The organism is Pseudomonas sp. GW823-FHT04A03 (genome assembly GCF_058796615.1).
The window spans coordinates 174,474-199,655 of sequence record NZ_JBXAIV010000005.1 but is presented as its reverse complement, the minus strand read 5'-3'; the positions used below and the strand labels follow the sequence as shown (position 1 = coordinate 199,655).

The following is a 25,182-nucleotide window of genomic DNA, read 5'->3' as shown; positions in this document are numbered from 1 at the left end:
CTGCTCAATGCGTAACTCGATCCCCCCGGATCAGGCGACATGCGCTGCATGTAGCCCTTTACAGCGGTTTTTCCTGTTCACGCAGCAGCGCGGCAAGGCCGACCGCCTCCACCGGACGACTGATCAGATAGCCCTGCACTTCATCGCAACCTTCAGCTTTCAGAAACGCCAGTTGCTCGGATCGCTCGACACCTTCTGCGACAACTTTCAGTGACAGCCCGTGAGCCATCGCAATGATCGCCCGGGTAATCGCCGCGTCTTCGCTGCCCTCGCCCAACCCGCGAATAAAGGCCTGATCGATCTTCACGTAGTCCACCGGAATCCGCTTCAGATAGCTCAGCGATGAATAGCCAGTGCCGAAATCGTCGATCGCCAGTTTCACCCCCAGATCCCGCAACTGCTGGAACGTGGCGATGATGTGTTCGACGCTGTCGAGCAGCTGGCTTTCGGTCAGTTCCAGTTCGAGGTAGTGCGGTGCCAGGCCGGTTTCCTCCAGCACCTGACGCACCAGACTGACCAGTTTGCCCTGGCGCAATTGATGCACTGACAGGTTCACCGAAACCCGGATTGGCGCCAGCCCCTGACGCTGCCATTCGCACGCCTGCCAGCAGGCCTGGCGCAGGACGAATTCGCCGATCGGCCCGATCAGCCCCGTCTCCTCCGCCAGACCGATGAAATCCCCCGGCGGTACGCGGCCCATGGTCGGGTGATCCCAGCGTACCAGCGCTTCCGCCGCGTTGAGACGACCGGTCGCCAGGCACAGTTTCGGTTGATAGAAGACGTTGAGCTGCTTTTCCTCGATGGCTTTGCGCAGCTGGTTTTCCAGTTGCAGCCGCTCCAGCGTGCTGGCCTGCAGACTGTCGGTGTAGAACTGGAAGTTGTTGCCGCCCAGGTGCTTGGCATGTTGCATGGCCATGTTCGACTGGCTGACCAGCGCAGAAATCTCCCGGGCGTTGTCCGGCAGCATGCTGATGCCCATCGAGGCGCTGACCACCAGTTCATGTCCTTCCACGGTCAACGGCAGTCGCAGCTTGGTCGACAGTCGCGTAGCGACCCGCGCCAGGCTCGACAGGTTGCCATAGGCGTCAAACAGCACCGCGAACTCGTCGCCGGACAGCCGGGCGATGGTGTCGGCCTCCGGCAAGGCGTTGACCAGACGACGGGACATTTTTTGCAGCAACTGGTCGGCGATCTCGTGGCCGAGGCTGTCATTGAGCAGCTTGAAGCGATCCAGATTGATATGCAGCAGCGCCAGACTCCGGCGCCCGCCCTGGCGCACGCGCTGATGGGCTTCGTGCAGGCGTTCGCGGAACAGCGAGCGGTTGGCCAGGCCAGTGAGCTCGTCGTAGTGGGTCAGGTAGCGCATGCGCTCTTCGGATTCACGGCGCGCCGACAGATCGGCGAAGAAGCCGACGATATGGCTCACATTTCCCCGACTGTCGCGTACGGCATTCAATTGCAGCCATTGCGGATACAGCTCGCCGTTCTTGCGGGTTTCCACCAGTTCGCCCTGCCAGCTGCCGTGTTGCTCCAGCGCGTGGCGGATCGCGACGTAGTGCCGGCGGGCATCGCGGCTGCACGGCAGTTCGACGACGTTGCGCCCGAGCATGTCATCAATGTCGTAACCGGTAACCCGGCTGAAGGCCTGGTTGATGGCGATCAGCGAATAATTCGGGTCGAGGATCACAATGCCTTCGCTGGCAGCCTCGAACACCGTCGCCGCCAGTTGCTGCTGGGCTTCCAGGCTTTTGCTGACACTGATGTCGCGGCGGGTGCCGACCATGCGGATGACCCGCCCGTTCTCGTCGCGCTCCACCGCTCGCCCACGGTCTTCGATCCAGACCCAGTGGCCGTCGCCATGGCGCACGCGGTACTCGATCTGATAATCCTCGGTGCGCCCCTTCAGATGCTCGATCAACGCCCGTTTGAGTGGCGGCACATCTTCCGGGTGCAAGCGTGGCCGCAGATGCCTGAGCAGCCCGGTGACGTATTCCGGGTCCAGGCCGAACAGTTCCTGAATCTGCGTGTGGTGAACTTCGTCAGTCTGCAGATTCCAGTCCCACAGCCCCAGCTCACTGGCTTTCAACGCCAGGGCCAGGCGCGCCTCGCTCTTGCTCAGGGCCTGGTTGGCGACGTCCAGTTCCCGGCTGCGCTGGGCGACCCGGTCTTCCAGCTCGACCTGTGCTTCACGCAGCTTGCCCTCGGCGCAGCGCCGGTGCTCGATTTCCTTCGCCAGCTCCTGATTGAGCTGTTCGCTGCGGGTTTGCGCTTGTTGCAGGTGTTCAATCAGGTGCTGGTTCTGAAAGCGCCGCAGCAAACCACGATCGATCAGCCGATTGACCTGCCACGCCACCACGCTCAGCGAGCCGAGCAGGATCAGCCCGAGCCAGCCCCAGCCGCGCGCCAGTTCGTCACCGCCCCAGAACAGGTAGCCGATGGCCGGCAGCAGGCACGGCAAGGTAAAGGAAAGGAAGGCCGGAATACTCACGGCGTAGGCCACGCTGGCCGACAGGGTCGCGGCGCCGATCAGGCCGAACACCCAGGCCTGCTGCATGAAATTGTCGGCGGGGACCAGAGCGATGCCGGCGCCGGCCAGGGTCAGGCCGGTCATGGTCGAGCCGAGCAGGAACATCCGGCCCCAGATCGGCTGGGCCTGGCGATCGGGAATCGCCGAATCGAACGCGGCGACCTGAATTACTCGCAACGCCACCAGCGACAGCAGCCACACCAGCCAGACGCTGACCACGAAGTAACGCTGCGGGCTCCAGAGCAGACCGGCGCAGACCAGACCATTGATCAACATGAACAGGGTGGGCAACAGCGAACCCTGATAAAGAAGGCGCGTGCGCTCGACCGCCATCTGGGTGGCGTAATGCTTGCGGATCACCCGAGGCTCCACGGAGGGGCCCGACAGGTCGAAGCTGAGGGTCATAGGCAACGTTCTTGTTCTTATAAGTGTGAGCATGCGCCCGGAAACGTGGACGGAGCATACACAAGCCGAACCACTTGCCAAACTGCTCCAGATCATAATTTCACCGAAACTTTTCCACCGCTCGTCACCCTCCAAAGCCCCGACGCCAGGCGGGCCAACGCCTGTAGCCGGTGACCGACCGGTCGTCACGGGCGGCACTTTCATCGGCTAATGCAAAGCTCGGTTTGCCCGGGCCTGCGGCGCACCCTAGAATGCCCCGATGCGCGATGATCTCTCCCTTCTGCTGAACTCCCTCAACGATGCCCAACGCCAGGCCGTAGCGGCTCCCGTTGGTCGTCAATTGGTCCTGGCCGGTGCCGGCTCCGGCAAAACCCGAGTGCTGGTGCACCGTATCGCCTGGTTGATCCAGGTCGAGAACGCCTCGCCCCACTCGATTCTGTCGGTGACCTTCACCAATAAAGCCGCTGCCGAGATGCGTCACCGCATCGAGCAATTGCTGGGCATCAACCCGGCCGGCATGTGGGTCGGCACCTTCCACGGCCTGGCGCACCGCCTGTTGCGGGCGCACTGGCAGGAAGCCGGGCTGAGCCAGACTTTCCAGATTCTCGACAGCGACGACCAGCAACGACTGGTCAAGCGGGTGATCCGCGAGCTGGGGCTGGACGAGCAACGCTGGCCGGCCCGTCAGGCCCAGTGGTTCATCAACGGGCAGAAAGACGAAGGTCTGCGTCCGCAACACATTCAGGCCAGCGGCGATCTGTTCCTGGCCACCATGCGCGGCATTTATGAAGCGTACGAGGCGGCTTGCCAGCGTGCCGGCGTCATCGATTTCTCCGAACTGCTGCTGCGCGCCCTCGACCTGTGGCGCGACCACCCGGGCCTGCTGGCGCACTACCAGAAGCGTTTCCGACACATTCTGGTGGACGAATTCCAGGACACCAACGCCGTGCAGTACGCCTGGTTGCGTCTGCTGGGCAAGGGCGGCGACAGCCTGATGGTGGTCGGTGACGACGACCAGTCGATCTACGGCTGGCGCGGCGCGAAAATCGAGAACATCCACCAGTACTCTTCCGACTTCCCGGACTCGGTGACCATCCGTCTGGAGCAGAACTACCGCTCCACGGCCGGCATCCTCAAGGCCGCCAACGCCCTGATCGCCAACAACACCGGGCGTCTGGGCAAAGAGCTGTGGACCGACGGCGGCGATGGCGAAGCGATCAACCTTTACGCCGCGTTCAACGAACACGATGAAGCACGCTACGTTGTCGAAACCATCGAAAGCGCGCTGAAAACCGGCCTGGCTCGCAGCGATATCGCGATTCTCTACCGCTCCAACGCCCAATCGCGCGTTCTGGAAGAAGCCTTGCTGCGCGAACGCATTCCGTACCGCATCTATGGCGGCCAGCGCTTCTTCGAGCGGGCGGAAATCAAGAACGCCATGGCTTACCTGCGCTTGCTGGAAGGTCGTGGCAACGATGCGGCGCTGGAACGGGTCATCAACGTCCCGGCTCGCGGCATCGGCGAGAAAACCGTCGAAGCGATCCGCGACCATGCGCGCCACAGCGATGTGTCGATGTGGGAAGCCATGCGCCAGCTGGTGGCCAACAAGGGCCTGACCGGTCGCGCCGCCGGTGCGCTGGGCGCGTTTATCGAACTGATCGAAAACCTCGCCGCCAAGTGCGCCGAGATGCCGTTGCACCTGATGACCCAGACCGTCATCGAGCAATCGGGACTGATCGCCTACCACGAAGCGGAAAAAGGCGAGAAAGGCCAGGCCCGGGTGGAAAACCTTGAGGAACTGGTCAGCGCCGCGCGCAACTTCGAGAACACCGAAGAAGACGAAGAGCTGACGCCACTGGCGGCGTTCCTCGGTCACGCTTCGCTGGAGGCCGGCGACACTCAGGCCGACGAGCACGAAGACAGCATTCAGTTGATGACCCTGCACAGCGCCAAGGGTCTGGAATTCCCTTACGTGTTCCTGGTGGGCATGGAAGAAGGCCTGTTCCCGCACAAGATGAGCCTGGAAGAGCCGGGACGCCTTGAGGAAGAGCGGCGTCTGGCCTATGTCGGCATTACCCGGGCGATGCAGAATCTGGTGATGACCTATGCTGAAACCCGACGCCTGTACGGCAGCGAAACCTACAACAAGGTGTCGCGTTTTGTACGGGAAGTACCGAAAGGTTTGATTCAGGAAGTGCGCCTGTCCAACAGCGTCAGCCGACCGTTCGGCGGCAACCAGTCGATGGGCGGCAGCAACCTGTTCAGCGGCAGCGAGATTCCGGAAACCGGCCTGAGCCTTGGCCAGGCCGTCCGTCACTCGATCTTCGGCGATGGTGTGATTCTCAACTTCGAAGGCGCCGGCGCCCAGGCACGGGTGCAGGTGAACTTCGCCGAAGGCAGCAAGTGGCTGATGCTCGGGTACGCGAAGCTGGAAGCCATATAAGTCACCGTTCGTTCCCGCGCCCGGCGCGGGAGCGAACACTGGAGGCAACATCCATGGGCTCGGGCTTCTTTTCTTCCTGGACGTTCTGGGCCCTGCTCTCGGCCACCTTTGCCGCGCTGACGGCCATCTTCGCCAAGATCGGCATCGAAAACGTCAACTCCGACTTCGCTACCTTACTGCGTACAATCGTCGTATTGGTCAGTCTGGCCTTGATTTTGTACGCCACGGGCCAATATCAGTCCCTGGGATCGATCTCCGCCAAGAGCTACCTGTTCCTGCTGTTGTCGGGCCTGGGCACCGGTGCTTCGTGGCTGTGCTACTTCCGCGCGTTGAAAGTCGGACCGGCATCGCTGGTCGCCCCGGTGGACAAGCTCAGTGTGGTCTTCGTGGCGGTGCTCGGTGTGATCTTGCTGGGTGAGAAACTCGACCTGCGCCAGTGGGGCGGTATCGGCCTGATCACCGCCGGTGTGGTGATGCTGGCCTTGCGGCGCTGATCCATTTCCTGCTGAACCTATCTCCTTTTCCTACAGACAAAAGTACATGGCCTTATTGCCCCGACCGAGCTGAACGTAACCTGTCAGGCAAAAGCCCGAAACACTCTCTCGCTAGCCAGTAACACTTCAGCTGTGCAACATGGCGCGCGTGTCTCCACAAACGGGAATTCCCTTTATGAAACGTTTTCTTAGCATCGCCATGGCGTTGTGCATCGGCCTGACGATGAGCCTCGACGCCAACGCCAAGCGCTTTGGTGGTGGCAAAAGCGCCGGCGCTGCGCCGACGCACCAGACCAGCCAGATGGCTCCTTCTTCCCCAGGCATGGGCGGCGCTGCGGCGACCGCTGGTGCTGCCGGTGCCGCGGGCGCTGCGGCCAAGGCCGGCGGTGCTTCGAAATGGCTCGGCCCTCTGGCCGGCATCGCGGCCGGTGGCCTGCTCGCTTCCATGTTCATGGGCGGCGGTTTCGAAGGCATGCAGTTCTTCGACATCCTGATCATGGCCGTGATCGCGTTCGTGATCTTCCGCTTCATCGCCGCCCGTCGTCGCAAGCAGCAGGAGCAGTTCGCTCCGGCCGGCGCACCGATGCAGCGTGAAGTGTTCGAACAGAAACCAGCAGCCATGGGTTCGATCTTCGGTGGTTCGGCCGCGCCTGCTGCCGCCCGTCCGGTGATCAACGCGCCGGCCTGGTTCAACGAACAGCGCTTCCTCGAAGCCGCCCGCAGCCACTTCCAGGCGTTGCAGCAGCACTGGGACGCCAACGAAATGGACAAGATCGCCGAGTTCGTGACCCCGCAAATGTTCGAGTTCCTCAAGCGCGAGCGCGCGGAACTGGGCGATGCCTTCCAGTCCACCTTCATCGATAACCTCCAGGTACAACTGGATGGCGTGGATGACCGTGCGGACAAGACCATCGCTACCCTGACCTTCAACGGCGTGTCGAAGACCTCGCGTTTCGACCAGCAGGGCGAAGTGTTCAGCGAAAGCTGGAACATGGAACGTCCTCAGGGCGACAACCAGCCTTGGCTGGTCGCCGGTATCCGCCAGAACGGCTGATCACCTCCGACGTTTTACCCGCAGTAATGAAAACCCCGGCCTCGGCCGGGGTTTTCTATTTCGCGGTTGCATCTATAGCGAGCTACTGTATAAACCGCCCCATATAAACCGCGCCATTCAAGCAAGAGGATCCCGGACGTGGAAGAAATCATCGAACAACTGCGCGAAGCCAACGAACCCGTACCGGTTCCCCTGGAGTTGCCCGACGAAGACCAGTTGGTGGAAATCGAAGAAGAACTCTTCATCAACATCCCGTTCGTCTTCAAAGAGTTTCTGCTGACCGTCAGCGACGTGGTTTACGGCAGCCTGGAGCCGGTGACCGTCACCGACCCGCAATCCCACACCTACCTGCCGGACGTTGCCGCCAATGCCTGGGATGCCGGCGTGCCGCGCGACCTGATCCCGATCTGCCAGGACGGTGACGACTACTACTGCGTCGAAGAAGACGGCACCGTGGTGCTGTGGTCGGGCGAAGAAGAACTGATCACCGAAGAGTCCTGGGAATCGGTCTGGCACTGGGCGCGGGACGTCTGGCTGGAAAGCTGAAACGCCCCACTCCCATTGGGTGGTCAGTGCCCCGACGGCTCCTTGTGGTTGTCGAGGGTTTCCAGCAGGGCCACCTGCATCCGCGTGTGCACCCGGATGAACCAGCGCCAGAGCAGCGCCGCCACGGCGGCCGCGACCACGGTGATCAGCACCAGCAACTTGTTGGTCGGCAAGATACTGGCCGACAAGGCTGCCAACAGCAGGAAAATCACCAGCAGCGAGATAATCGGGATCACTTCGGAGATCACCCGGCGCACTCGCTGTGTGTGACGCCCGGCCATTTCCGGCTTCACGCCCATCTCCGCCAACAGCATCGACAGCGCCTTGAGCTTGCGATAGGCCGCAATCAGGAACGGCAACGACACCAGCAGCGCCCCGCCCCAGATCAACGCCTTCTGCCAGCTCGGATCGCTGATCCAGTCCTGCATCCAGATCGAGAGACGTCCGGCAAAGAAAGCGCCGGCAAAGAAGATCGCGATCACCAGCGCCAGATTGACCCCGACCTGCAGCAGGATCCGCCGGATCATCGAGGCCAGCATCGCGCCCTCACCCTGCGGCTGAATGCTGCGCAACCATTCGCCGTACATCCCGAACACTCGACCGAGGCGCTGCGGCATGGCGGCAGACAGCTTGATCGACAGCGGATCGGCAGCCCGGATCAGGTACGGCGTCAGCAACGTGGTAATCACCGAAACCGCCACGGCCACCGGATACAGGAAGTTGCTGGTGACCTGGAGCGTCATCCCCAGCGCCGCGATGATGAAAGAGAATTCGCCAATCTGCGAAAGCCCCATCCCGACCCGCAGTGAGGTGCGTCCGTCATTCCCGGCGATAAACGCCCCGAGGCCGCAGGACAGCATCTTGCCCAGCACCACGGCGACCGTGATCACCGCAATCGGCCACGCGTATTGCAGAAGGATCATCGGATCGAGCATCAGGCCGATGGCGACGAAGAAGATCGCGCTGAACAGGTCGCGAACCGGCTCGATCAGGCGCTCGATTTTCAGCAGTTGCCGCGACTCGGCCATGATTGCGCCGATCAGGAACGCCCCGAGCACCATGCTGTACTCAAGTTTGACCACCAGCAGGCAGAAGCCGAAACACAGGCCCAGCACGGTGATCAGCAGCATCTCGTTGCTTTCGAATTTCGCCACGTAGGCCAACAGTCGCGGCACCAGCAGAATGCCGATTACCAGCGCGACGATCATGAACAGCGAAAGCTTGCCGACCGTGGAAAACACTTCGCCGGAGCTCACCGTGCCGCTGACCGCGATGCTCGACAACAAGGCGATGATGCCGATGCCGAGAATGTCCTCGACGATCAGCACGCCGAAGATCAGCTGCGCGAAGCGTTCGTTCTTCATCTTCAGGTCGTTGAGCGCCTTGACGATGATGGTGGTCGAGGAAATCGCCAGTATCGCGCCGAGGAACAGCGAATCCATGGTGTTCCAGTCGAACCAGCGGCCGATTTCGTAGCCGATCCAGATCATCAGGACAATTTCGAGGAACGCCGCGATGAAGGCCGTGGCGCCGACCTTGAACAGCTTGCGCAGGCTGAACTCCAGGCCCAGGCAGAACATCAGGAAAATCACCCCCAGCTCGGCGAGGGTCTTGATGGTTTCTTCGTCGTGGATCAGGCCGAACGGCGGCGTGTGCGGGCCGATGATGAAACCGGCAACGATGTAGCCGAGCACTACCGGCTGCTTGAAGCGGTGGAACAGCACGGTCACCACACCTGCGACCAACATGATCACCGCCAGATCCTGAATAAAGCTGATGGCATGCATGGTGTGGGCTCCTTGAATGACGAGGCTCACGCAGGCATGGGAAATGTCTGGGCGAGCTGAGTAAAAATCCGCTTTGGGTGTAGGAAACGCCCTTGGGGAGGCGCTTTTGCAGGGTAACACCGCGACTTCCGGCTGAAAGGCGGTGCAATATATGGAAACAGATCGATTCGGGCGTGACGGCGGCCAGTTGCCTGGCGTCCCGATAACGGTGCTTTTGAAAAGCGACCAGGCACCCGCAGAGGTGTTTTTTCCAGCAACCCTGCCTTGACCCGTGAGAACGTTATGGAACCCGGAAACGCCCAGCTGTCGATGACGGTACTGATGACCCCCGACATGGCCAACTTCTCTGGCAATGTCCACGGCGGCACCCTGCTCAAATACCTCGACGAAGTGGCCTACGCCTGCGCCAGCCGCTATGCCGGCCGCTACGTGGTGACCCTGTCGGTGGATCAGGTGATTTTCCGCGAGCCGATCCATGTCGGCGAACTGGTGACCTTCCTCGCGTCGGTGAACTACACCGGAAACACCTCGATGGAAGTCGGCATCAAAGTGGTGACCGAGAACATCCGCGAGCGCTCGGTGCGCCACACCAACAGCTGCTTCTTCACCATGGTCGCGGTGGACGATCAGCGCAAACCCGCTGCCGTACCGCCGCTGCAACCGCAGAACAGTGAAGACAAACGCCGCTACATGCAGGCGCAGCAACGCCGGCAGATCCGTCAGGAGCTGGAAAAGCGCTATCAGGAAATCAAGGGCGACGCCTGAGATTTTTAGCGATCTGACGACCGCTATCGCGAGCAGGCTCGCTCCCACAGGTGATGTTTTATCCGTGGGAGCGAGCCTGCTCGCGATTGAAGCCGACGCGGTATCAGAGGCTGATCGGCGTGGCCTCGAATTTCACCCGCGGATGCGCAATCCGGTCCTGCGCCCGCACCAGTTGCAGCTCGTAACTGGCGCAGGCCTGGGTTTCCAGCAGCACTTCATGCACCGCTGCTGCGGTGAATTCAAACGCCGCCACCAGGCTATCCCCGAGCAGCACGCGCGCCAGGAACAGACCGGACGTCAGATCGCCCACACCGACCGGCTGACGCGGAAACGCCAACAGCGGACGCCGCAGGTGCCAGCTGCCCTCGGCCGTCACCAGCAACATTTCAAAACCATCCGCCGGTTTGCCCGGATAATCCAGATGTTTGACCAGCACCGCTTTCGGCCCGCGTGCCAGCAGCGCCCGCGCCATCGCCAGGCAATCGAACAGAGACTGCGGCTTGCGCCCGGAGAAGCTGTCCAGCTCCAACTGGTTCGGGCACATGAAATCCGCAACGGCAGCGGCCTCTTCCAGCAGGAAATCACTGACCTCGGCGGGAACGCTGCAACCCTTTTCCGGATGCCCCATCACCGGGTCACACAGATAAAGGGCTTTCGGGTTGACCGCTTTGATCCGCTCAATACCACTGAGAATCGCCCGGCCCTGCGCCGCGCTGCCGAGATAACCTGACAGCACCGCGTCGCAATTACCGAGCTCACCGATGGCGGCGATGCCTTCGACCAGTTCGGGGATCCGGTGCGGCGCCAGCACTTCGCCGGCCCACTGGCCGTACTGCGTGTGGTTGGAAAACTGCACCGTATTGAGCGGCCAGACATTCACCCCGACCCGCTGCATCGGAAAAACCGCAGCGCTGTTGCCGGCGTGGCCGAACACCACATGGGACTGGATGACGAGCAGATGAGGCGTACGTTTCATTCGGGTTTTTCCGTAAAACGATTGAAATTCAAGCCGCGCAGTATGCGACGAAACGCAGCCTGTACGACAGACCGGCGACGCAGTTAAGCTGACGCCATCATTTGGAGTTTCGTGTTGATGCTCACCCTGGAAAACATTTTCGTGCTGATGCTGTTCGCCGTCGCCGGTGCGTGGCTCTGGCACAACCACGGCTTGCGCGAGCGAGCGCTGGAGCGGGTCAAACAGCATTGCGTGAATGTCGGCGTCGAGTTGCTCGACGGTAACGTGGCGCTGAAGAAGATCGGCTTGATCAAGGACGCCAGTGGTCGGCGACGTCTGGCCCGGGTCTACAATTTCGAATTCACCGTGACCGGCGAAACCCGGCACAACGGCACCATCACCCAGTTCGGTGCGCACAGCGCCCAGATCGAACTGGCGCCCTACCCGGCGCCATTTGATGACACGCCGCCCGTGGTGGAAGTGACCAAGCCGCGTGGTGAAGTGATCGAGCTGAGCCAGTGGCGTCAGGAACACACCAAGTGGAAGCCTTGAATCAGCTCGCCTGAAGCCGACACCGGGCCAGCGCAGCCTGTAATTCATCGTCCGCCTGCGGTTCGTCGAAAATCAGTTCGATCCGGGAATCCTTGCGCCATTCACTGGGCAGCCAGCTGGGCTCGGCATTGTCCAGCGCATTGGCTGACTGCCAGCCGTCCGAACTGTGAATCACCAGTTTGGCCCGGCGCCAGTTCAGGCTTTTCAGCCATTGGGTTATCCCCGACACATCGAACACCTGGCTCGGATGCCAGCGCCAACCGATGCTCCAACCACCCTCCTGGGCCTGACTCAGGCAGATCGGCAACGCCGGATCGCTCCAGATGGCCGGCATCTGCGCCAGCCCTTGGGGCACGATCAACTTATCCACACCTGCTTGCGCCTGTACCGCCAGACCCGGTAAGTCGCTGAGCGGCAACATTGCCTGCTGCGTCCAGATCAGTCGGACAGGCGGCAACTGTCGGGTGATTCGCTCGCGCGTGGGCTCGTCGAGGCTTTCTGCCTTGTTCAACAGCAGCAGGCCTGCGCTGGACAAGGTTTCCTGCTGCGCGTCCGGCAGCGGTTTGCCCGCAGCGAGGGTTTGGGCGTCCAGCACCAGCACGCAAGGTTGTACGGCGAGTACGCCTTGCCACGGCGCCTCGTTCAATTGCTTCAGCAACTGCGCCGGATGCCCGAGCCCCGAGGGCTCGATGAACAGGCGATCCGGCCGCGCTTTGCGCAACAAACGCCCCAGACCAATCTGGAACGGCGCACCGTTCACGCAACACAAACAGCCCCCGGCCACTTCGCCCAGTGCGATACCATCGGCGTCGCGGGTCAACAGCGCAGCGTCGAGCCCGATCTGGCCGAACTCGTTGATCAGCACCGCCCAGCGCTCGCCCGCCGGGCGCTGGGCCATGAGCTGGCGGATCAGGCTGGTCTTGCCCGCGCCCAACGGGCCGGCGATGACGTGGGTGGGAATGTTCTGCAACATGATCAAGGTTTTCTGGAGGTCGAAGATGCGGTGGATGGGATGGTCGTTGCTGCTGACGCTGGTGTCGGGCGAGGTATTGGCACAGGCCTGCGTGGTACACAGTCAGGCGGAGCGGCTCGACGTGAAAGTCTGCCAGCAGAACCGCAACATCCCGGAAAAACTGTTCAACGACGGCTTCTGCCAGCCGACCCTGGCCGGGCAGAAAGTCGAGGTTCAATACGTCGACCAGTGCCCCGCCGGCGCATTCGGCGTGTGCAGCAACGCGCAAGTCGCCAATATGCCTTATCGCCAGGATATCCACTATTACGGCGTGGCCACCGATGCGGCGTATTTGCAGCCCTATTGCGAGGGTCAGAGCCAGGGGAAATGGCTCAAGCCCTGAGGCGCTATCCGAGCCAGTCGAGGGTCAGCATCAGCCGCCGCCCACCCGGCGCCGGTTGCGGCGAGCGATGGATCAGCCCGAAACCTTCGTTGCCGTGCCATTTTTCGCCCTTGAGCAATGCCACTTCGCCCCGATTCAATTGCTGAATCCGTGACGTTTCCTGCGGCTCGGCTTGCGGCTGTCCCAGTTGCCGACGATCCATCTGCCCTTCCCTTAGCCATTCACTGCCGACACCTGCGTACGTCGTGATCAATCGCACCGGCACATGATCGACGTGAAAACGCGGACACATGGCTTTGTCCAATACCCGCAGGCGTAAGCCGATCCGCCGCGCGCCCAGCAGGCAGGCGAAGGCACTGACCAACCATTTCAGATCGGCGATAAACCCTTCGTAGCCCTCCAGATCGCGAAAGCCGCTGGCCAGTCCGGTGAGATCCGGTTCTGCTTCTTCGTCCGGCAATTCCAGGCACAGCGCCTCGGCGTAAGGCTCATTCAGAGACAGCAACAAGTCTGCAAATTCGGCAATGTGCAGCGGAAGCTGGCGCTGCCAGACCGCGAGGTTGGTCTCGTCGTCAAGAATGTCCGCCAGTACCTGCGGGGTCTGGCCGAAAGACTGATGGCGCGTGCTGCCTGGCAGCGATTTCAGGGCGAGCATCAGGCGACCTCGTCGTGCCAGGAGCCAAACGGATCGGGCAGTTGTAGCCAGCCTTGAGTACCGAGCGCCATTTCCGCATCGGTCAGCAGGCAATCATGAAGTTCCGACGACAGCTGTGCGAAATCGATGTTCTGCCCGATAAACACCAGCTCCTGGCGACAATCGCCTACGCTGGCGATCCAGTTTTCCATGATCGCGGCGGTACTTTCCTGATCCTGCGGCCACTGTTCTTTCGGCACGAAGCGCCACCAGCGCCCGGCGAAACCGTGGCGCATCAGACCACCTGCCTGAGACCAGCTACCGGCGTCGGTGGGTTTGCTGGCCAGCCAGAAGAAGCCCTTGGAGCGCAGCAGTTTGCCGTTTACCCAAGGACGATCGATGAAGTCGAAGAAACGCTGCGGATGAAAGGGCCGGCGCGCCCGATAGGCCGTGGAGGCGATGCCGTATTCTTCGGTTTCCGGCACATGCTCCCCACGCAGTTCCTGCAACCAGCCCGGGGCCTGGGCGGCCTTTTCGAAGTCGAAGCGACCGGTATTGAGAATTTTCTCCAGCGGTACCTCACCCATGACCATCGGGATGATCTCGGCCTGAGCGTTGAGGCGTCTGAGAATGGCCATCAGCTCTTCCCGCTCGCGGCTGCTGATCAGGTCGATCTTGCTGATCAACAGGACGTCGGCGAACTCGATCTGTTCGATCAGCAGGTCGGTAATCGAGCGCTCATCTTCTTCACCGAGGAATTCGCCACGGGAGGCGAGATTCTCAGCAGCCTGGTAGTCCGGCAGGAAGTTCATACCGTCGACTACAGTGACCATGGTGTCGAGGCGTGCGATGTCGGCAAGGCTTTGCCCCTGCTCATCACGGAAGGTGAATGTCTCTGCCACGGGTAACGGCTCGGAGATTCCCGTCGATTCGATCAGCAGATAGTCGAAGCGGCCTTCACGGGCCAACTGGCTGACCTCTTCAAGCAGGTCTTCGCGTAACGTACAGCAGATACAGCCGTTACTCATTTCCACAAGCTTCTCTTCAGCACGGTTCAGGCTGACATCACGCTGGACTTCGCCGCCATCGATGTTGATTTCGCTCATATCGTTAACGATAACGGCGACGCGCAGATCGTCTCTGTTACGTAGTACGTAATTCAAAAGTGTACTTTTTCCGGCACCGAGAAAGCCGGACAAAACGGTCACGGGAAGTCGGGAAGACATTGGATAAACCTCATCAGACGGTCGCTAAACAGCGCTGGAGGCTCTCGGGGGCGAGCGTTCTTGGGCTTCGATGAGATCACCAGGGAAGCGGACGCTTGAAAAGGAAGCCACGGAAAGCCTTGTCCGATTAATGTTATAGTATAACAACAAAATCAATCCACTCTCTTCTTGCTCAAAGTGACAAAGGGCCGGAAGCTGCAATCAGGTCGTCGCCGAGTTACGTCATGAAAACCGTGCTGAAATACTCGTTTATCTGCCTGGCATTGCTGACGCTGACTGCCGAAGCACAAGTGCCGGGGCTCGCCAATTGCACGCGCAGCGCGAACCTGTTGGCGTGCATCGATGGCAACGGCAACGCCTATAGCGTCAACACGGTCGGCAGCACGATTTACCTGCGCGGATTCGAGAAAGCAGGCAACCGCTACTGGGCACAAACCAACAGCCGCTACGGGCAACTGACGTTCTTCACTGGCATCGCATCGGATGGGGAAGCCTGGGTTGGCTACAATCGCCGCGTGGGCTGGACGACGATCAATCGGTTCTCCAGCTCCGGCGGCAGCAGCGCCAAGTTCACCTGCAGCCGGATCACCGGCTGCTAAACCCGCGATCCTTTCTGCTCTCGTTGCCAGGCCATATAGCTGTCGACGGGGGGATTTTTCTGGAAATAGCGCTGCAATCCCTCAAACAAACCGTCTGCCACGGCCTGCTGATGACGCGCAGTCACCAAGCGCTGACTGTCCCGTGCGTTGGAAATGAACCCGGTTTCCACCAGGATTGACGGCACATCCGGCGATTTCAGAACGGCAAATCCAGCCTGTTCCACGCGCTTTTGGTGCAGCGTGGTGATGCCGGCCAGGCTGCCCAGCACTGTGCTTCCGAGTTGCAAACTGGCGGCGATGGTTGCGTTCATTGACATGTCGAGGATCACGCCAGCGAGCATCGGATCCTTGTCTTTGAGATTGAGCAGGCTGGTCGCGCCGAGCAGATCCACACCGTTCTCACGCTGCGCCATGAACCGCGCGGTGGCAGATGTTGCGCCGCCTTCGGACAGGCAATACACCGACGCGCCAGAGGCGGTCAGACGCGGCGCAGCATCGGCGTGCACCGAGATGAACATGTCGGCTTTGTGCTGACGCGCGATTTCCACACGCTTGCGTAACGGGACGAAGAAATCGTCGTTACGAACCAGCTTCACATCAAAGCCTTTCTCTCGCTTGAGTCGACGCGCGAGCATCTGCGCAATGGACAGCACCACATCCTTTTCGCGCTCGCCCTTGGCGCCAATTGCACCCGGATCTTTCCCGCCATGCCCTGGGTCGACCACCACCATGATGTCGCGCTTGGGGTGAGATTTTTCCTGGGGTGTTTCACGTGGAACGCTCGCAGGCAGCCCCGATGATGCACTCATCAAGTCCAAAACCAGGCGATGTCCTTGCCCATCCTGAGGCGCCAGCAAGAATGAATTGAGCTGAACCGGGCTGCTTAGATCCAGCACGATCCGGGTGTTCCCTTGACCAAAGTGCCCGGAGCGAACTGAGCGAATCGGAGTGCCGGCTAACGCCAATTGACTGAAATCGCCATCCAGGCTGGCACCACTCAAATCGATGATCAACCGCTCCGGCGCACTCAAGGTAAACGTCTTGTAGCTCACAGGACCACTCAGATCGAACACCAGCCGAAGCTTGTCATCCGAACGCCAGAGCCGCGCATTGCGTATCTGCGTAGCGGACACCGAGAAAGGCAAAACAAAGGCCGCGCTGGCCAGCATCAGGTTGAGCAAGTGGCGTCTGTGCATATGAAAGCCTGTTCATGAAAAAGGCATCGTGGTTTGAATTGTTATAATGTAACATCAAATTCAATCACCATGATGGAACTGCTCATGAACGCGCTGACTTTGCCGGATGTCGCGGCTCAAGCCGCCCGCCAGGCCCTGCCACTCGAATGGGTGGGGATGTGCGGCATCGCATTACCTGTGTTTATCGAAGGCCAACGACTGGCTGCCAAAGCGGATGCAGGCGTCAGCCTGGATGATGGAGACGCACGCGGCATTCACATGTCACGGCTCTATCTGGGGATGGAAGCGCTGGAACAGCAGAACCTTTCTCCCGCTCTTTTGCGTCAAGTTCTGCAGCGTTTTCTCGACAGCCACGAAGATCTGTCTGATGCCGCCTATCTCAATATCCACACCGATTTACTGCTGAGAAGGCCGGCACTGGTCAGTCCTTTGGCAGGATGGAAAACTTATCCCGTCACTGTTTCAGCCCAGCTAAAAAACAAAGTGTTCCACGTGGAACTGAAAATCGACGTCGCGTATTCATCAACTTGCCCTTGTTCCGCCGCATTGGCGAGGCAGTTGATCCAGCAACAATTCGTCGACGACTTCGCCAACAAACCGCTGCAACACGCCGATGTGTTGGCGTGGTTGGGCTCGACCCGAGGCATCGTGGCCACACCTCACAGCCAACGCAGTACTGCCCAGTTGCATTTGCACCTGGATGAATTCGTCGACGAACTACCCCTGACGTCCATCATCAACGACGCCGAAGCAGCCCTCGGCACCGCCGTGCAAACCGCTGTGAAACGCGCCGACGAACAAGCCTTCGCCCTCGCCAATGGCCAGAACCTGATGTTCTGCGAAGACGCTGCACGACGCCTGAACCTCGCACTGCGCCGCTCACCCGGTGTCAGCGAATTCCACGTACGAGTCATCCACGCCGAAAGCCTTCATGCTCACGATGCCGTCGCCGAGAGTCATTGGCGCCGGGAGCAGCCATGATTCGCTGCCACAACCTGAGCTGGGGAACACCCGGCCAACCGCTCACTGCGCCCCTCGACCTCCGATTGGAAAACGGCAGCCTGACGGCAATCATCGGCGTCAACGGCAGCGGCAAAAGCAGCCTGCTCAAAGTCATCGCCGGATTACAGCGACCGTTGGCCGGCAAGGTCGAGTTGGGTGTTCCACGCCAAAGCGGTTTGTCCTTCCTGCCTCAGCAACAGCACCTGGATCGACAGTTCCCGATCAGTCTTCAAGAGTTGGTGGCAGCCGGTTTCTGGGGACGCCGACTGTCATCGCAACTCAGGGCCCAACGTCTCGAGTCCGCACTGGAAGACTGGCACCTGAGCGGACTGGAACATCGTCCCCTGATGGCCCTCTCCGGCGGGGAACTGCAACGCGCCCTGCTCGCCCGATTGAGTCTGGCCGACACACCGCTACTACTGCTCGACGAACCCCATGCCGCGCTCGACGAACTGGGTCAGACATTGTTGTGGCAACACCTGCATGCCTGGCATGAACAAGGGCGAACCCTGGTCGTGGTTTGCCATGACCTCGCCGCCGTGCGCCAACACATTCCACAGACCTTGCTGATCAAACCGAGCGGCTGCGCATTCGGCAGCAGCGTCGATCTCATCCAGCAAACGCCTCACACGCAGGTGGCCTGATGCTCACGCTCAGCCATTTATGGCAACCGTTCCACGAGTTCGTCTTCATGCGCCGGGCCCTGCTCGGCGGTCTGGTCCTGGCGTGCAGCACAGCACCACTGGGCGTGTTTCTGATCCTGCGCCGGATGAGTCTGATCGGCGACGCCGTTGCCCACGGCATCCTCCCCGGCGCCGCGTTGGGGTTCTGGTTCGCCGGGTTGAGTCTGCCGGCGCTAACCCTCGGCGGGCTCGGTGCCGGCCTGAGCATGGCCGGACTCGCCGCGTGGATCACCCGACGCACCGGCCTACGCGAAGACGCCAGCCTCGCGGCCATCTATCCCATCTCGCTGGCCAGCGGCGTGCTGATTCTCGGCATCGCCGGCAAGCGACTCGATTTGCTGCACCTCCTGTTCGGCTCAGCCTTGGCGGTGGACGGGCCGACCCTCAACGGCATGTTGTGGGTATCGGCACTCAGCTTGATGGCGATGGCGCTGATCTACAAACCGTTGCTACTCGACACGCTCGATCCGTTTTTCCTGCGCACGGTAAGCCGACTGGGCCCCGTCGCCCATGGCGTGTTCCTGACGCTGGTGGTGCTCAATCTGGTGATCGGTTTTCAGGCTATCGGTGCCTTGATGGTGGTCGGCCTGATGATGCTGCCCGCCGCCGCCTCTCGCTTCTGGAGCCGGCGCCTGCCGATCCTGATCGCCATCGCCGCGCTCATCGGTTGCGCCTCGGTAGGGCTCGGCCTGTTGCTGTCGTTCTACTACTCGCTGCCCAGCGGTCCGGCCATCGTGCTGGTCGCCGGTGGCGGTTACCTGTTGTCCGTGGTGTTCGGACCGGTTCACGGTCTGTTGCGCCGCCCGCCTTTGCTCACATCCCAATGAGGTGTTTCCCGATGCGCGCTCTACTCGTGCTGTTCAGCCTGATGCTGTCGATGTCATTATCGGCGGCGGAAAAACTGCCGGTGGTCACCAGCTTCAGCATCCTTGCCGACATGGTGCATCAGGTCGGCGGCGAGCATATCCAGATCACTAACATGGTCGGCCCTGACGCCGATGCCCATACTTACGAACCGACGCCGGATGACGCCAAGGCCCTGCTCAAGGCGAAACTGATCGTAAAGAACGGGTTGGGTTTCGAACCCTGGCTGGATCGGCTGGTTGCCAGCACCGATACCAGGGCCACCGTGATCAGCGCCAGCCGTGGCGTGATTCCGCGCTCGCTGGATGAGGACGGCGAAACCGTTCCCGACCCTCACGCCTGGCACAACCTGGCGAACGCCGAGCTGTACGTCGCCAACATCACCAAGGCGCTGATCGCTGCTGACCCGGCAAACAAAACCGACTACGAGCGCAACAGCCAGGCCTACCTGAAACAGATCTACGCCCTCCTCGCCCAAGCGAAAGCCAAGCTCGGTTCACTGCCGCCGGACAACCGCAAGATCGTTACCAGCCACGATGCCTTCGGTTATCTCGGTCAGGCCTACGGCATCGACTTCATAGCGCCACAAGGTCTGTCCACCGAACGCGAACCCTCCGCTGCCGAAGTCGCCGCGCTGATCACCCAGATTCGCCAAGCCAAAGTCAAAGCGGTGTTCATGGAAAACATCAAAGACGCCCGCCTGCTGAAACAGATCGCCGACGAAAGCGGCGCACACATCGGCGGCACGCTGTACTCCGACGCCCTCGCCGCCAGCGGTCCGGCCAGCACCTTCACCGGGCTGTTCGAATACAACCTCAACACTCTTTACGAAGCCCTGAGCCAACCATGATCCGTAAAAATCCTTCCGGTGATTTGCCGCAGATTGCCGAGTCTGCCTACGTCGATAAAACCGCGATCATCTGCGGCAAAGTGGTGATCGGTGAAAACGTATTCGTCGGCCCATACGCGGTGATCCGCGCTGATGAAGTGGACGCCACGGGCGATATGGAACCGATCACCATCGGCGCCAATTCGAACATCCAGGACGGCGTGGTGATCCACTCCAAATCCGGCGCGGCGGTGACCATCGGCGAATTCAGCTCCATCGCCCACCGCTCGATCGTGCACGGCCCGTGCACGGTCGGCGACCGGGTGTTCATCGGCTTCAACAGCGTGCTGTTCAACTGCGTGGTCGGCAACGGTTGCGTGGTGCGGCACAACTCGGTGGTCGACGGTCGGGATCTGCCGGACGCGTTCTACGTGCCCTCCACCACCCGCATCGGCCCGGGCACCGACCTCTCGCAATTCCCGCCGGTGAGCGTCAGCGCTTCGGAGTTTTCCGAAGACGTGGCGCGTACCAACGTCGACCTGGTGCGCGGCTACAAAGCCCTGCAGAACGAGTTCTGAACCATGAGCAGTGTGCTGATTCGCAATGCGCGGCTGGTGAACGAGGGGCGTGAATTCGACGCCGATCTGTTGGTCAGCAACGGGCGCATCGTCAAGATCGCCGGCAGCATCGAAGGTGAAAACGCGAGCCGGGAAATCGACGCCAGCGGCCAATGGCTGCTGCCGGGAATGATTGACGACCAGGTGCATTTCCGTGAGCCGGGTGCGCCGGCCAAGGGCAGCATCCATACCGAATCCCGTGCAGCCGTGGCCGGTGGCATCACCAGTTTCATGGACATGCCCAACACCAGCCCTGCCACTCTGACCCTCGAAGCGCTGGCCGACAAAAAGCGCCGGGCAGCGATCAATTCGGTGGCCAACTACGGTTTTCACTTTGGTGTCAGTCACGACAATCTGGACACGGTCGCAGCGCTAAATCCGAGCGAGGTGGCCGGGGTCAAAGTGTTCATGGGCGCGTCCACCGGCAACATGCTGGTGGACGCCCCCCACACCCTCGAGCGTCTGTTCGCTGAAGTGCCGACGATTCTGCTGGCCCACTGTGAACACACACCGAGCATCGATGCGAACGCAGCGAATCTGCGCGAACGCTTCGGCAACCATTTGCCACCCGATGCCCATGCGCAGATCCGCAATGCCGACACCTGTTTTCGCTCGTCGTCTCTGGCGGTGGATCTGGCCCGACGTCATGGCACCCGCCTGCACGTCCTGCACTTGACCACGGCCCGCGAGCTGGCCCTGTTCGAAGACAAACCGCTGACGCAAAAACGCATCACCGCCGAAGTTTGCCTGCACCATTTACTGTTCGATGACCGTGACTATCCGAACCTCGGCAACCTGATCAAATGCAATCCGGCGATCAAGTCCCAGAGCGATCGCGACGCCCTGCGCCAGGCACTGCTGAGCAATCGACTGGACGTGATCGGCAGCGATCACGCACCGCACACCTGGGCGGAAAAACAGCAAGCGTATGAACAGGCACCGTCGGGACTGCCACTGGTGCAGCACGCACTGCCAGCGTTACTGGAACTGGTGGCGGTTGGCGTCTTGCCGATCACCACGCTGGTGGCGAAGACCAGCCACCGGGTGGCGGATCTGTTTGCCATTCCGGATCGCGGTTACTTGCGTGAGGGGTATTGGGCGGATCTGGTGCTGGTGCAACCGGAGCCCAAGGGTGTCGCGGTGTCACGCCAACCGGTTCTGTCGCAATGCGGCTGGACGCCCTTCGCTCAGCGCAGCTTCCGGCATCGGGTCAGCACGACGATGGTATCGGGGCAGATTGCATGGCATGACCAACGAATCCATGACAACTGCCAGGGATTGCCGCTGCGGTTCATGCGTTGAAAAAAAACCGCCTCCACTCGATGTGGAGGCGGTTTCGATGGTGACGTTACGCTCTCGGTTTGACCGTGCCGCAATCCTGACCCAGCCAGACCGCCCGTGTTTCCAGACTGCCCTTCTGGTTGATCCCGATGGCATTGAAGGTGCCATTGGCGACGGTGGTGAACTCGCGGTCACTGAGGAACGTCGCGACGCCGGTGCCCTGGGCTTTGGGGCAACTGAAGCGGAATTTCCACTGATTGCCGACACGCTCGGTGATCTGCTGTTTGCAGCCCGACTGCGGATCCGCCAGCGGAATATCGTTGGTCGCCACCTGCTGCGGCGTCAGGCAGGCGCGGATACCCTTGCCACCGATGTTGATCCCCTGCTTCTCCAGTTCAGCCCGTTGTTGCGGGGTGATCTGGCCCTGAATCTGGCCAAGGATCGATTGCACATCCATCACCTGATCATCGACCTTCACATTGCTCGACGTCATTTCCCACAACCCCGGCTGCAGCATTTGCGCCTGAGCAACCACCGGCAAGGCCAAACCCAGGCCCAGCGCCAAACCCAGCAGACGAACGTTCATTGAAAAACTCCTGATCAGTAGTGGCCGTTAGACGCCGGCCGCCTGTTTCGGTTCATGGCGGGCGCTGGCGGCTTGAAAACAAATAGCGACAATCGCCATGGAACATGGTCTGTTAAGCATTGAATCTTCAGGAGCAAGGTTGCCCCATGGATTATTTCGGACCGCACATTTTCGGTTATCTGATCGCCCTGATACACACACTCGGCTCGATCGCCGCGATCCATGCCGTATTGACCGTACGCACCGCCCAAGGCTCGATCGCCTGGGCGCTGTCGCTGATCTTCATTCCCTACCTCACCCTCATCCCTTATCTGGTGTTCGGCCGCAGCACCTTCGATGGTTACATCAAGGCCCGCCGCCAGGCCAACGAACAGATGCGCCAGGCGATTTCCGAACTCAACTGGCGGCCGTGGGTGGAAGAAGCCCTGACCGCCCGCGCCTCGAATGCTTATGACTCGTTGCGCGCGATGCCGAAACTGGGGCGCATGCCGTGCCTGGCCAACAATGAAGTGCGATTGCTGATCAATGGCGCAGCCACCTTCGAGGCGATTTTCCACGCAATCGACCAAGCACGTGAAGCGGTGCTGATCCAGTTTTTCATCATTCACGATGATCGTCTCGGCCAGCGCCTGCGTGACCTGCTGCTAAAGAAAGCGGCCGAAGGCGTTGTGATTCATTTGCTCTACGACCGTATCGGCAGCCACGCCCTGCCCCACAGCTACGTGCAGGCGCTGCGCGACGGCGGCGTCGAGGTCAAAGCGTTCGCCACCCGCAGCGGCTGGCTCAATCGTTTCCAGGTGAATTTCCGCAACCACCGCAAGATCGTAGTAGTCGACGGGCTGATCGGATTTGTCGGCGGTCACAACGTCGGCGACGAATACATGGGTGAAAAACCACCGCTGGCACCGTGGCGCGACACCCACGTCCAGGTGCGCGGCCCGGTGGTGGCGTGCATGCAGGAGTCATTTGCCGAAGACTGGTTCTGGGCCGCGCGGTCATTGCCGCCGCTGATCCTGCCAGACGCGTACCCGGAGGACGGCGTGCTTTGCCAATTGCTCGCCAGCGGCCCGGCGGATGCCTACGAAACCTGCTCGCTGTTCTTCGTCGAAGCCATCCACGCCGCCACCGAGCGCGTGTGGATCACCAGCCCCTACTTCATTCCCGACGAAGCCGTTTTCGCGGCGTTGCGCCTGGCAGTTCTGCGCGGAGTCGACGTGCGTCTGCTGCTGCCTTCGCGTCCCGACCACCGCATCGTTTACGCCGCCTCCAGCCTGTATGCGTTCGAAGCGGTACGCGCCGGCGTGCGGGTATTCCGCTACGAGCCGGGTTTCCTGCATCAGAAAGTGGTGTTGATCGACAGCGAAATCAGCGCCATCGGCAGCGCCAATCTGGACAACCGTTCGTTCCGGCTGAATTTCGAGGTGATGCTGCTGACCGTCGACAGCGAATTCGCCGCCAGCGTAGAACAGATGCTCAACGATGACTTCGCCCAGGCCTACGAAGTCGCCAAAGAAGAAAGCCGGGAGATCCACCGCCTGCAACAGGTCGGCATGCGGATCGCCCGGCTTATTTCACCGATTCTCTAGGCTCAAGGGTTGTAGATGTCGTCCCTCGTCCACGGCAGTTCATGGCTGCCGTCGGCATGGGCCTTCACGGCGAGGATCTGGTGCAGATTGATCCAGCCGCGCGCGAATGCGTAAGCGCAGCCCGCCAGGTACAGACGCCAGATGCGCAGCGCCTGATCCGGCACCAGTTTCGCGGCGGCTTCAAGGTTGTCCTCCAGCCGTTCACTCCAGTGGTCCAGCGTGCGCGCGTAATGCAGGCGCAGACTCTCGACGTCGACGATCTCCAGGCCCGCTTCGCTGATCTCGGCCGAGATCATCGCCAGGTGTGGCAGCTCACCGTTGGGGAATACGTACTTCTCGATGAAATCCCCGGCGCCGCGTCCCACCGGACGGCCATCGGTGTGCTTAGCGGTAATGCCGTGATTCATCACCAGACCGCCCTCTTTCACTGCGCCGAACAGGGTTTTGCAGTATTCGGCGAGATTGGCGTGGCCGACGTGTTCGAACATGCCGACGCTGACCACTTTGTCGAAACGCCCGTCCTGGGGCAGATCGCGGTAGTCGAGCAGTTGCAGTTCGATCTGGTCTTCCAGCCCCTCGGCTTTGACTCGCTCGCGGGCCAGGGCCAGTTGCTCTTTGCTCAGGGTGATACCGAAGACCTTGGCGCCAAATTCGCGGGCGGCATAACGCGCCAATCCGCCCCAGCCGCAACCGACGTCCAACAGATAATCGCCTGGCTGCAAACGCAGCTTCCGACAAAGATGCCGGAACTTGGCTTGCTGGGCTTGCTCCAGGGATTCGCTGCCGGTTTCGAAATACGCGCAGGAATACGCCATGTCGCTGTCCAGCCACAGCTGGTAGAACGCGTTGGACAGGTCGTAGTGATAGGAGATGGCCTTGGCGTCGGTTTCCTTGTCGTGGAGCGTGCGCACCGGCTGACTGTCTTCGTCTTCATTGAGCAGCGCCGTGCTCAACTCATCGCACACCCGGATGACTTCGCTGATCGAGCCCTCCAGTTCGAGCTTGCCCTCGACGAAGGCCGCACCCAATGCATCGAGACTTGGGTGAGTGAACTGGGTAACCATCTGCGGGTCCTTGACCACGATGGTGACGCTGGGCGTCGGGCCCAGATTGAATTCATGGCCGTCCCAGAGTCGCAGGCGAAGCGGAAGCTGCAGATTCTGTAAGGCCGGTGGAAGTTGCGCGAGCATGGAATA

General features: G+C 61.0%; 24 protein-coding genes. 15 read left to right on the top strand and 9 right to left on the bottom strand.

Features of this window, described 5'->3' with window-relative positions; translation table 11 throughout:
• Positions 1–58 precede the first annotated feature (58 nt).
• Positions 59–2,932 carry a putative bifunctional diguanylate cyclase/phosphodiesterase gene (locus AC1Q9F_RS15800; RefSeq protein WP_492620267.1) on the bottom strand — a complete coding sequence of 958 codons (2,874 nt, stop codon included), beginning with the start codon at positions 2,930–2,932 and terminating at the stop codon, positions 59–61.
• Positions 2,933–3,191: 259 nt separating this feature from the next.
• Between AC1Q9F_RS15800 and uvrD the strand changes: the two genes are divergently transcribed.
• The 4 genes from uvrD to AC1Q9F_RS15780 all read left to right on the top strand — a co-directional run bounded on the left by uvrD (position 3,192) and on the right by AC1Q9F_RS15780 (position 7,469).
• Positions 3,192–5,375 carry a DNA helicase II gene (gene uvrD / locus AC1Q9F_RS15795; RefSeq protein ID WP_007954248.1) on the top strand — a complete coding sequence of 728 codons (2,184 nt, stop codon included), beginning with the start codon at positions 3,192–3,194 and terminating at the stop codon, positions 5,373–5,375.
• Positions 5,376–5,428: 53 nt separating this feature from the next.
• Complete coding sequence (locus AC1Q9F_RS15790) at positions 5,429–5,869, top strand: EamA family transporter (RefSeq protein WP_064379739.1); 441 nt, start codon at positions 5,429–5,431, stop codon at positions 5,867–5,869.
• 175 nt (positions 5,870–6,044) lie between these two features.
• Positions 6,045–6,923 carry a Tim44 domain-containing protein gene (locus AC1Q9F_RS15785; protein ID WP_039765060.1) on the top strand — a complete coding sequence of 293 codons (879 nt, stop codon included), beginning with the start codon at positions 6,045–6,047 and terminating at the stop codon, positions 6,921–6,923.
• Positions 6,924–7,061: 138 nt separating this feature from the next.
• Entirely contained in the window at positions 7,062–7,469 is a 408-nt protein-coding gene (locus tag AC1Q9F_RS15780; protein ID WP_007954245.1) for an SMI1/KNR4 family protein, read from the top strand.
• Between the two features lie 23 nt (positions 7,470–7,492).
• Here AC1Q9F_RS15780 and AC1Q9F_RS15775 read toward each other — a convergent pair whose 3' ends face one another.
• A complete protein-coding gene (locus AC1Q9F_RS15775) occupies positions 7,493–9,256 on the bottom strand; it encodes a cation:proton antiporter (RefSeq protein ID WP_492620268.1) in 1,764 nt (587 codons plus the stop codon).
• A 282-nt stretch (positions 9,257–9,538) separates the two neighbouring features.
• Between AC1Q9F_RS15775 and AC1Q9F_RS15770 the strand changes: the two genes are divergently transcribed.
• Entirely contained in the window at positions 9,539–10,021 is a 483-nt protein-coding gene (locus tag AC1Q9F_RS15770; protein ID WP_003229693.1) for an acyl-CoA thioesterase, read from the top strand.
• A gap of 103 nt (positions 10,022–10,124) precedes the next feature.
• Here the strand turns inward: AC1Q9F_RS15770 and pdxY are convergent, their stop codons facing one another.
• The gene (gene pdxY / locus AC1Q9F_RS15765) at positions 10,125–10,997 is read right to left on the bottom strand and encodes a pyridoxal kinase PdxY (protein WP_492620269.1); all 873 of its coding nucleotides are present in this window, start codon (positions 10,995–10,997) and stop codon (positions 10,125–10,127) included.
• A gap of 117 nt (positions 10,998–11,114) precedes the next feature.
• Between pdxY and AC1Q9F_RS15760 the strand changes: the two genes are divergently transcribed.
• Positions 11,115–11,528, top strand: a complete 414-nt coding sequence (locus tag AC1Q9F_RS15760) for a DUF3301 domain-containing protein (RefSeq protein ID WP_007954242.1) — start codon at positions 11,115–11,117, stop codon at positions 11,526–11,528.
• A gap of 1 nt (position 11,529) precedes the next feature.
• On the opposite strand, the gene AC1Q9F_RS15755 is transcribed toward AC1Q9F_RS15760, so the two are convergent.
• A complete protein-coding gene (locus tag AC1Q9F_RS15755) occupies positions 11,530–12,501 on the bottom strand; it encodes a CobW family GTP-binding protein (protein ID WP_492620270.1) in 972 nt (323 codons plus the stop codon).
• Between the two features lie 25 nt (positions 12,502–12,526).
• Here AC1Q9F_RS15755 and AC1Q9F_RS15750 point away from each other — a divergent pair, with 25 nt between their 5' ends.
• A complete protein-coding gene (locus tag AC1Q9F_RS15750; protein WP_207984375.1) occupies positions 12,527–12,883 on the top strand; it encodes an NADH:ubiquinone oxidoreductase in 357 nt (118 codons plus the stop codon).
• A gap of 4 nt (positions 12,884–12,887) precedes the next feature.
• Here AC1Q9F_RS15750 and AC1Q9F_RS15745 read toward each other — a convergent pair whose 3' ends face one another.
• Positions 12,888–13,538, bottom strand: coding sequence for a DUF1826 domain-containing protein (locus tag AC1Q9F_RS15745; protein ID WP_492620271.1), 651 nt, complete (start codon positions 13,536–13,538; stop codon positions 12,888–12,890).
• A complete protein-coding gene (gene zigA / locus AC1Q9F_RS15740; protein WP_492620272.1) occupies positions 13,538–14,743 on the bottom strand; it encodes a zinc metallochaperone GTPase ZigA in 1,206 nt (401 codons plus the stop codon). Before zigA ends, AC1Q9F_RS15745 begins: the two co-directional genes overlap by 1 nt.
• Before the next feature lie 224 nt (positions 14,744–14,967).
• Here zigA and AC1Q9F_RS15735 point away from each other — a divergent pair, with 224 nt between their 5' ends.
• On the top strand, positions 14,968–15,342 hold the full coding sequence (locus AC1Q9F_RS15735) for a glutamine synthetase (protein ID WP_492620273.1): 375 nt from the start codon (positions 14,968–14,970) through the stop codon (positions 15,340–15,342).
• Here the strand turns inward: AC1Q9F_RS15735 and AC1Q9F_RS15730 are convergent.
• On the bottom strand, positions 15,339–16,538 hold the full coding sequence (locus tag AC1Q9F_RS15730; RefSeq protein ID WP_492620274.1) for an N-acetylmuramoyl-L-alanine amidase: 1,200 nt from the start codon (positions 16,536–16,538) through the stop codon (positions 15,339–15,341). The two genes, AC1Q9F_RS15735 and AC1Q9F_RS15730, sit on opposite strands and share 4 nt — an antisense overlap.
• Before the next feature lie 84 nt (positions 16,539–16,622).
• Here AC1Q9F_RS15730 and folE2 point away from each other — a divergent pair, with 84 nt between their 5' ends.
• Genes folE2 through AC1Q9F_RS15700 form a run of 6 tightly spaced genes read left to right on the top strand, consistent with a single transcriptional unit; the run spans position 16,623 to position 21,835 of the window.
• Complete coding sequence (gene folE2 / locus AC1Q9F_RS15725) at positions 16,623–17,519, top strand: GTP cyclohydrolase FolE2 (protein ID WP_207984387.1); 897 nt, start codon at positions 16,623–16,625, stop codon at positions 17,517–17,519.
• Positions 17,516–18,184: a metal ABC transporter ATP-binding protein gene (locus AC1Q9F_RS15720; protein WP_492620275.1), complete on the top strand. Its 669-nt coding sequence runs from the start codon at positions 17,516–17,518 to the stop codon at positions 18,182–18,184. The genes folE2 and AC1Q9F_RS15720 overlap by 4 nt, the downstream gene beginning before the upstream one ends.
• A complete protein-coding gene (locus AC1Q9F_RS15715) occupies positions 18,184–19,050 on the top strand; it encodes a metal ABC transporter permease (RefSeq protein WP_492620276.1) in 867 nt (288 codons plus the stop codon). Before AC1Q9F_RS15720 ends, AC1Q9F_RS15715 begins: the two co-directional genes overlap by 1 nt.
• A gap of 11 nt (positions 19,051–19,061) precedes the next feature.
• On the top strand, positions 19,062–19,937 hold the full coding sequence (locus tag AC1Q9F_RS15710; RefSeq protein ID WP_492620277.1) for a metal ABC transporter substrate-binding protein: 876 nt from the start codon (positions 19,062–19,064) through the stop codon (positions 19,935–19,937).
• A complete protein-coding gene (locus AC1Q9F_RS15705; RefSeq protein WP_074689871.1) occupies positions 19,934–20,494 on the top strand; it encodes a gamma carbonic anhydrase family protein in 561 nt (186 codons plus the stop codon). The genes AC1Q9F_RS15710 and AC1Q9F_RS15705 overlap by 4 nt, the downstream gene beginning before the upstream one ends.
• Positions 20,495–20,497: 3 nt before the next feature.
• Entirely contained in the window at positions 20,498–21,835 is a 1,338-nt protein-coding gene (locus AC1Q9F_RS15700; protein ID WP_492620278.1) for a dihydroorotase, read from the top strand.
• A gap of 46 nt (positions 21,836–21,881) precedes the next feature.
• On the opposite strand, the gene AC1Q9F_RS15695 is transcribed toward AC1Q9F_RS15700, so the two are convergent.
• Positions 21,882–22,400 (bottom strand): DUF3617 domain-containing protein, encoded by a 519-nt coding sequence (locus AC1Q9F_RS15695; RefSeq protein WP_007954220.1) that lies wholly within the window; start codon positions 22,398–22,400, stop codon positions 21,882–21,884.
• Between the two features lie 146 nt (positions 22,401–22,546).
• On the opposite strand from AC1Q9F_RS15695, the gene cls reads away from it, so the two are divergent.
• The gene (gene cls, locus AC1Q9F_RS15690) at positions 22,547–23,986 is read left to right on the top strand and encodes a cardiolipin synthase (RefSeq protein ID WP_011336657.1); all 1,440 of its coding nucleotides are present in this window, start codon (positions 22,547–22,549) and stop codon (positions 23,984–23,986) included.
• 2 nt (positions 23,987–23,988) lie between these two features.
• Here the strand turns inward: cls and cfaB are convergent, their stop codons facing one another.
• A complete protein-coding gene (gene cfaB / locus AC1Q9F_RS15685) occupies positions 23,989–25,176 on the bottom strand; it encodes a C17 cyclopropane fatty acid synthase CfaB (protein ID WP_179693198.1) in 1,188 nt (395 codons plus the stop codon).
• Between the last annotated feature and the right edge of the window lie 6 nt (positions 25,177–25,182).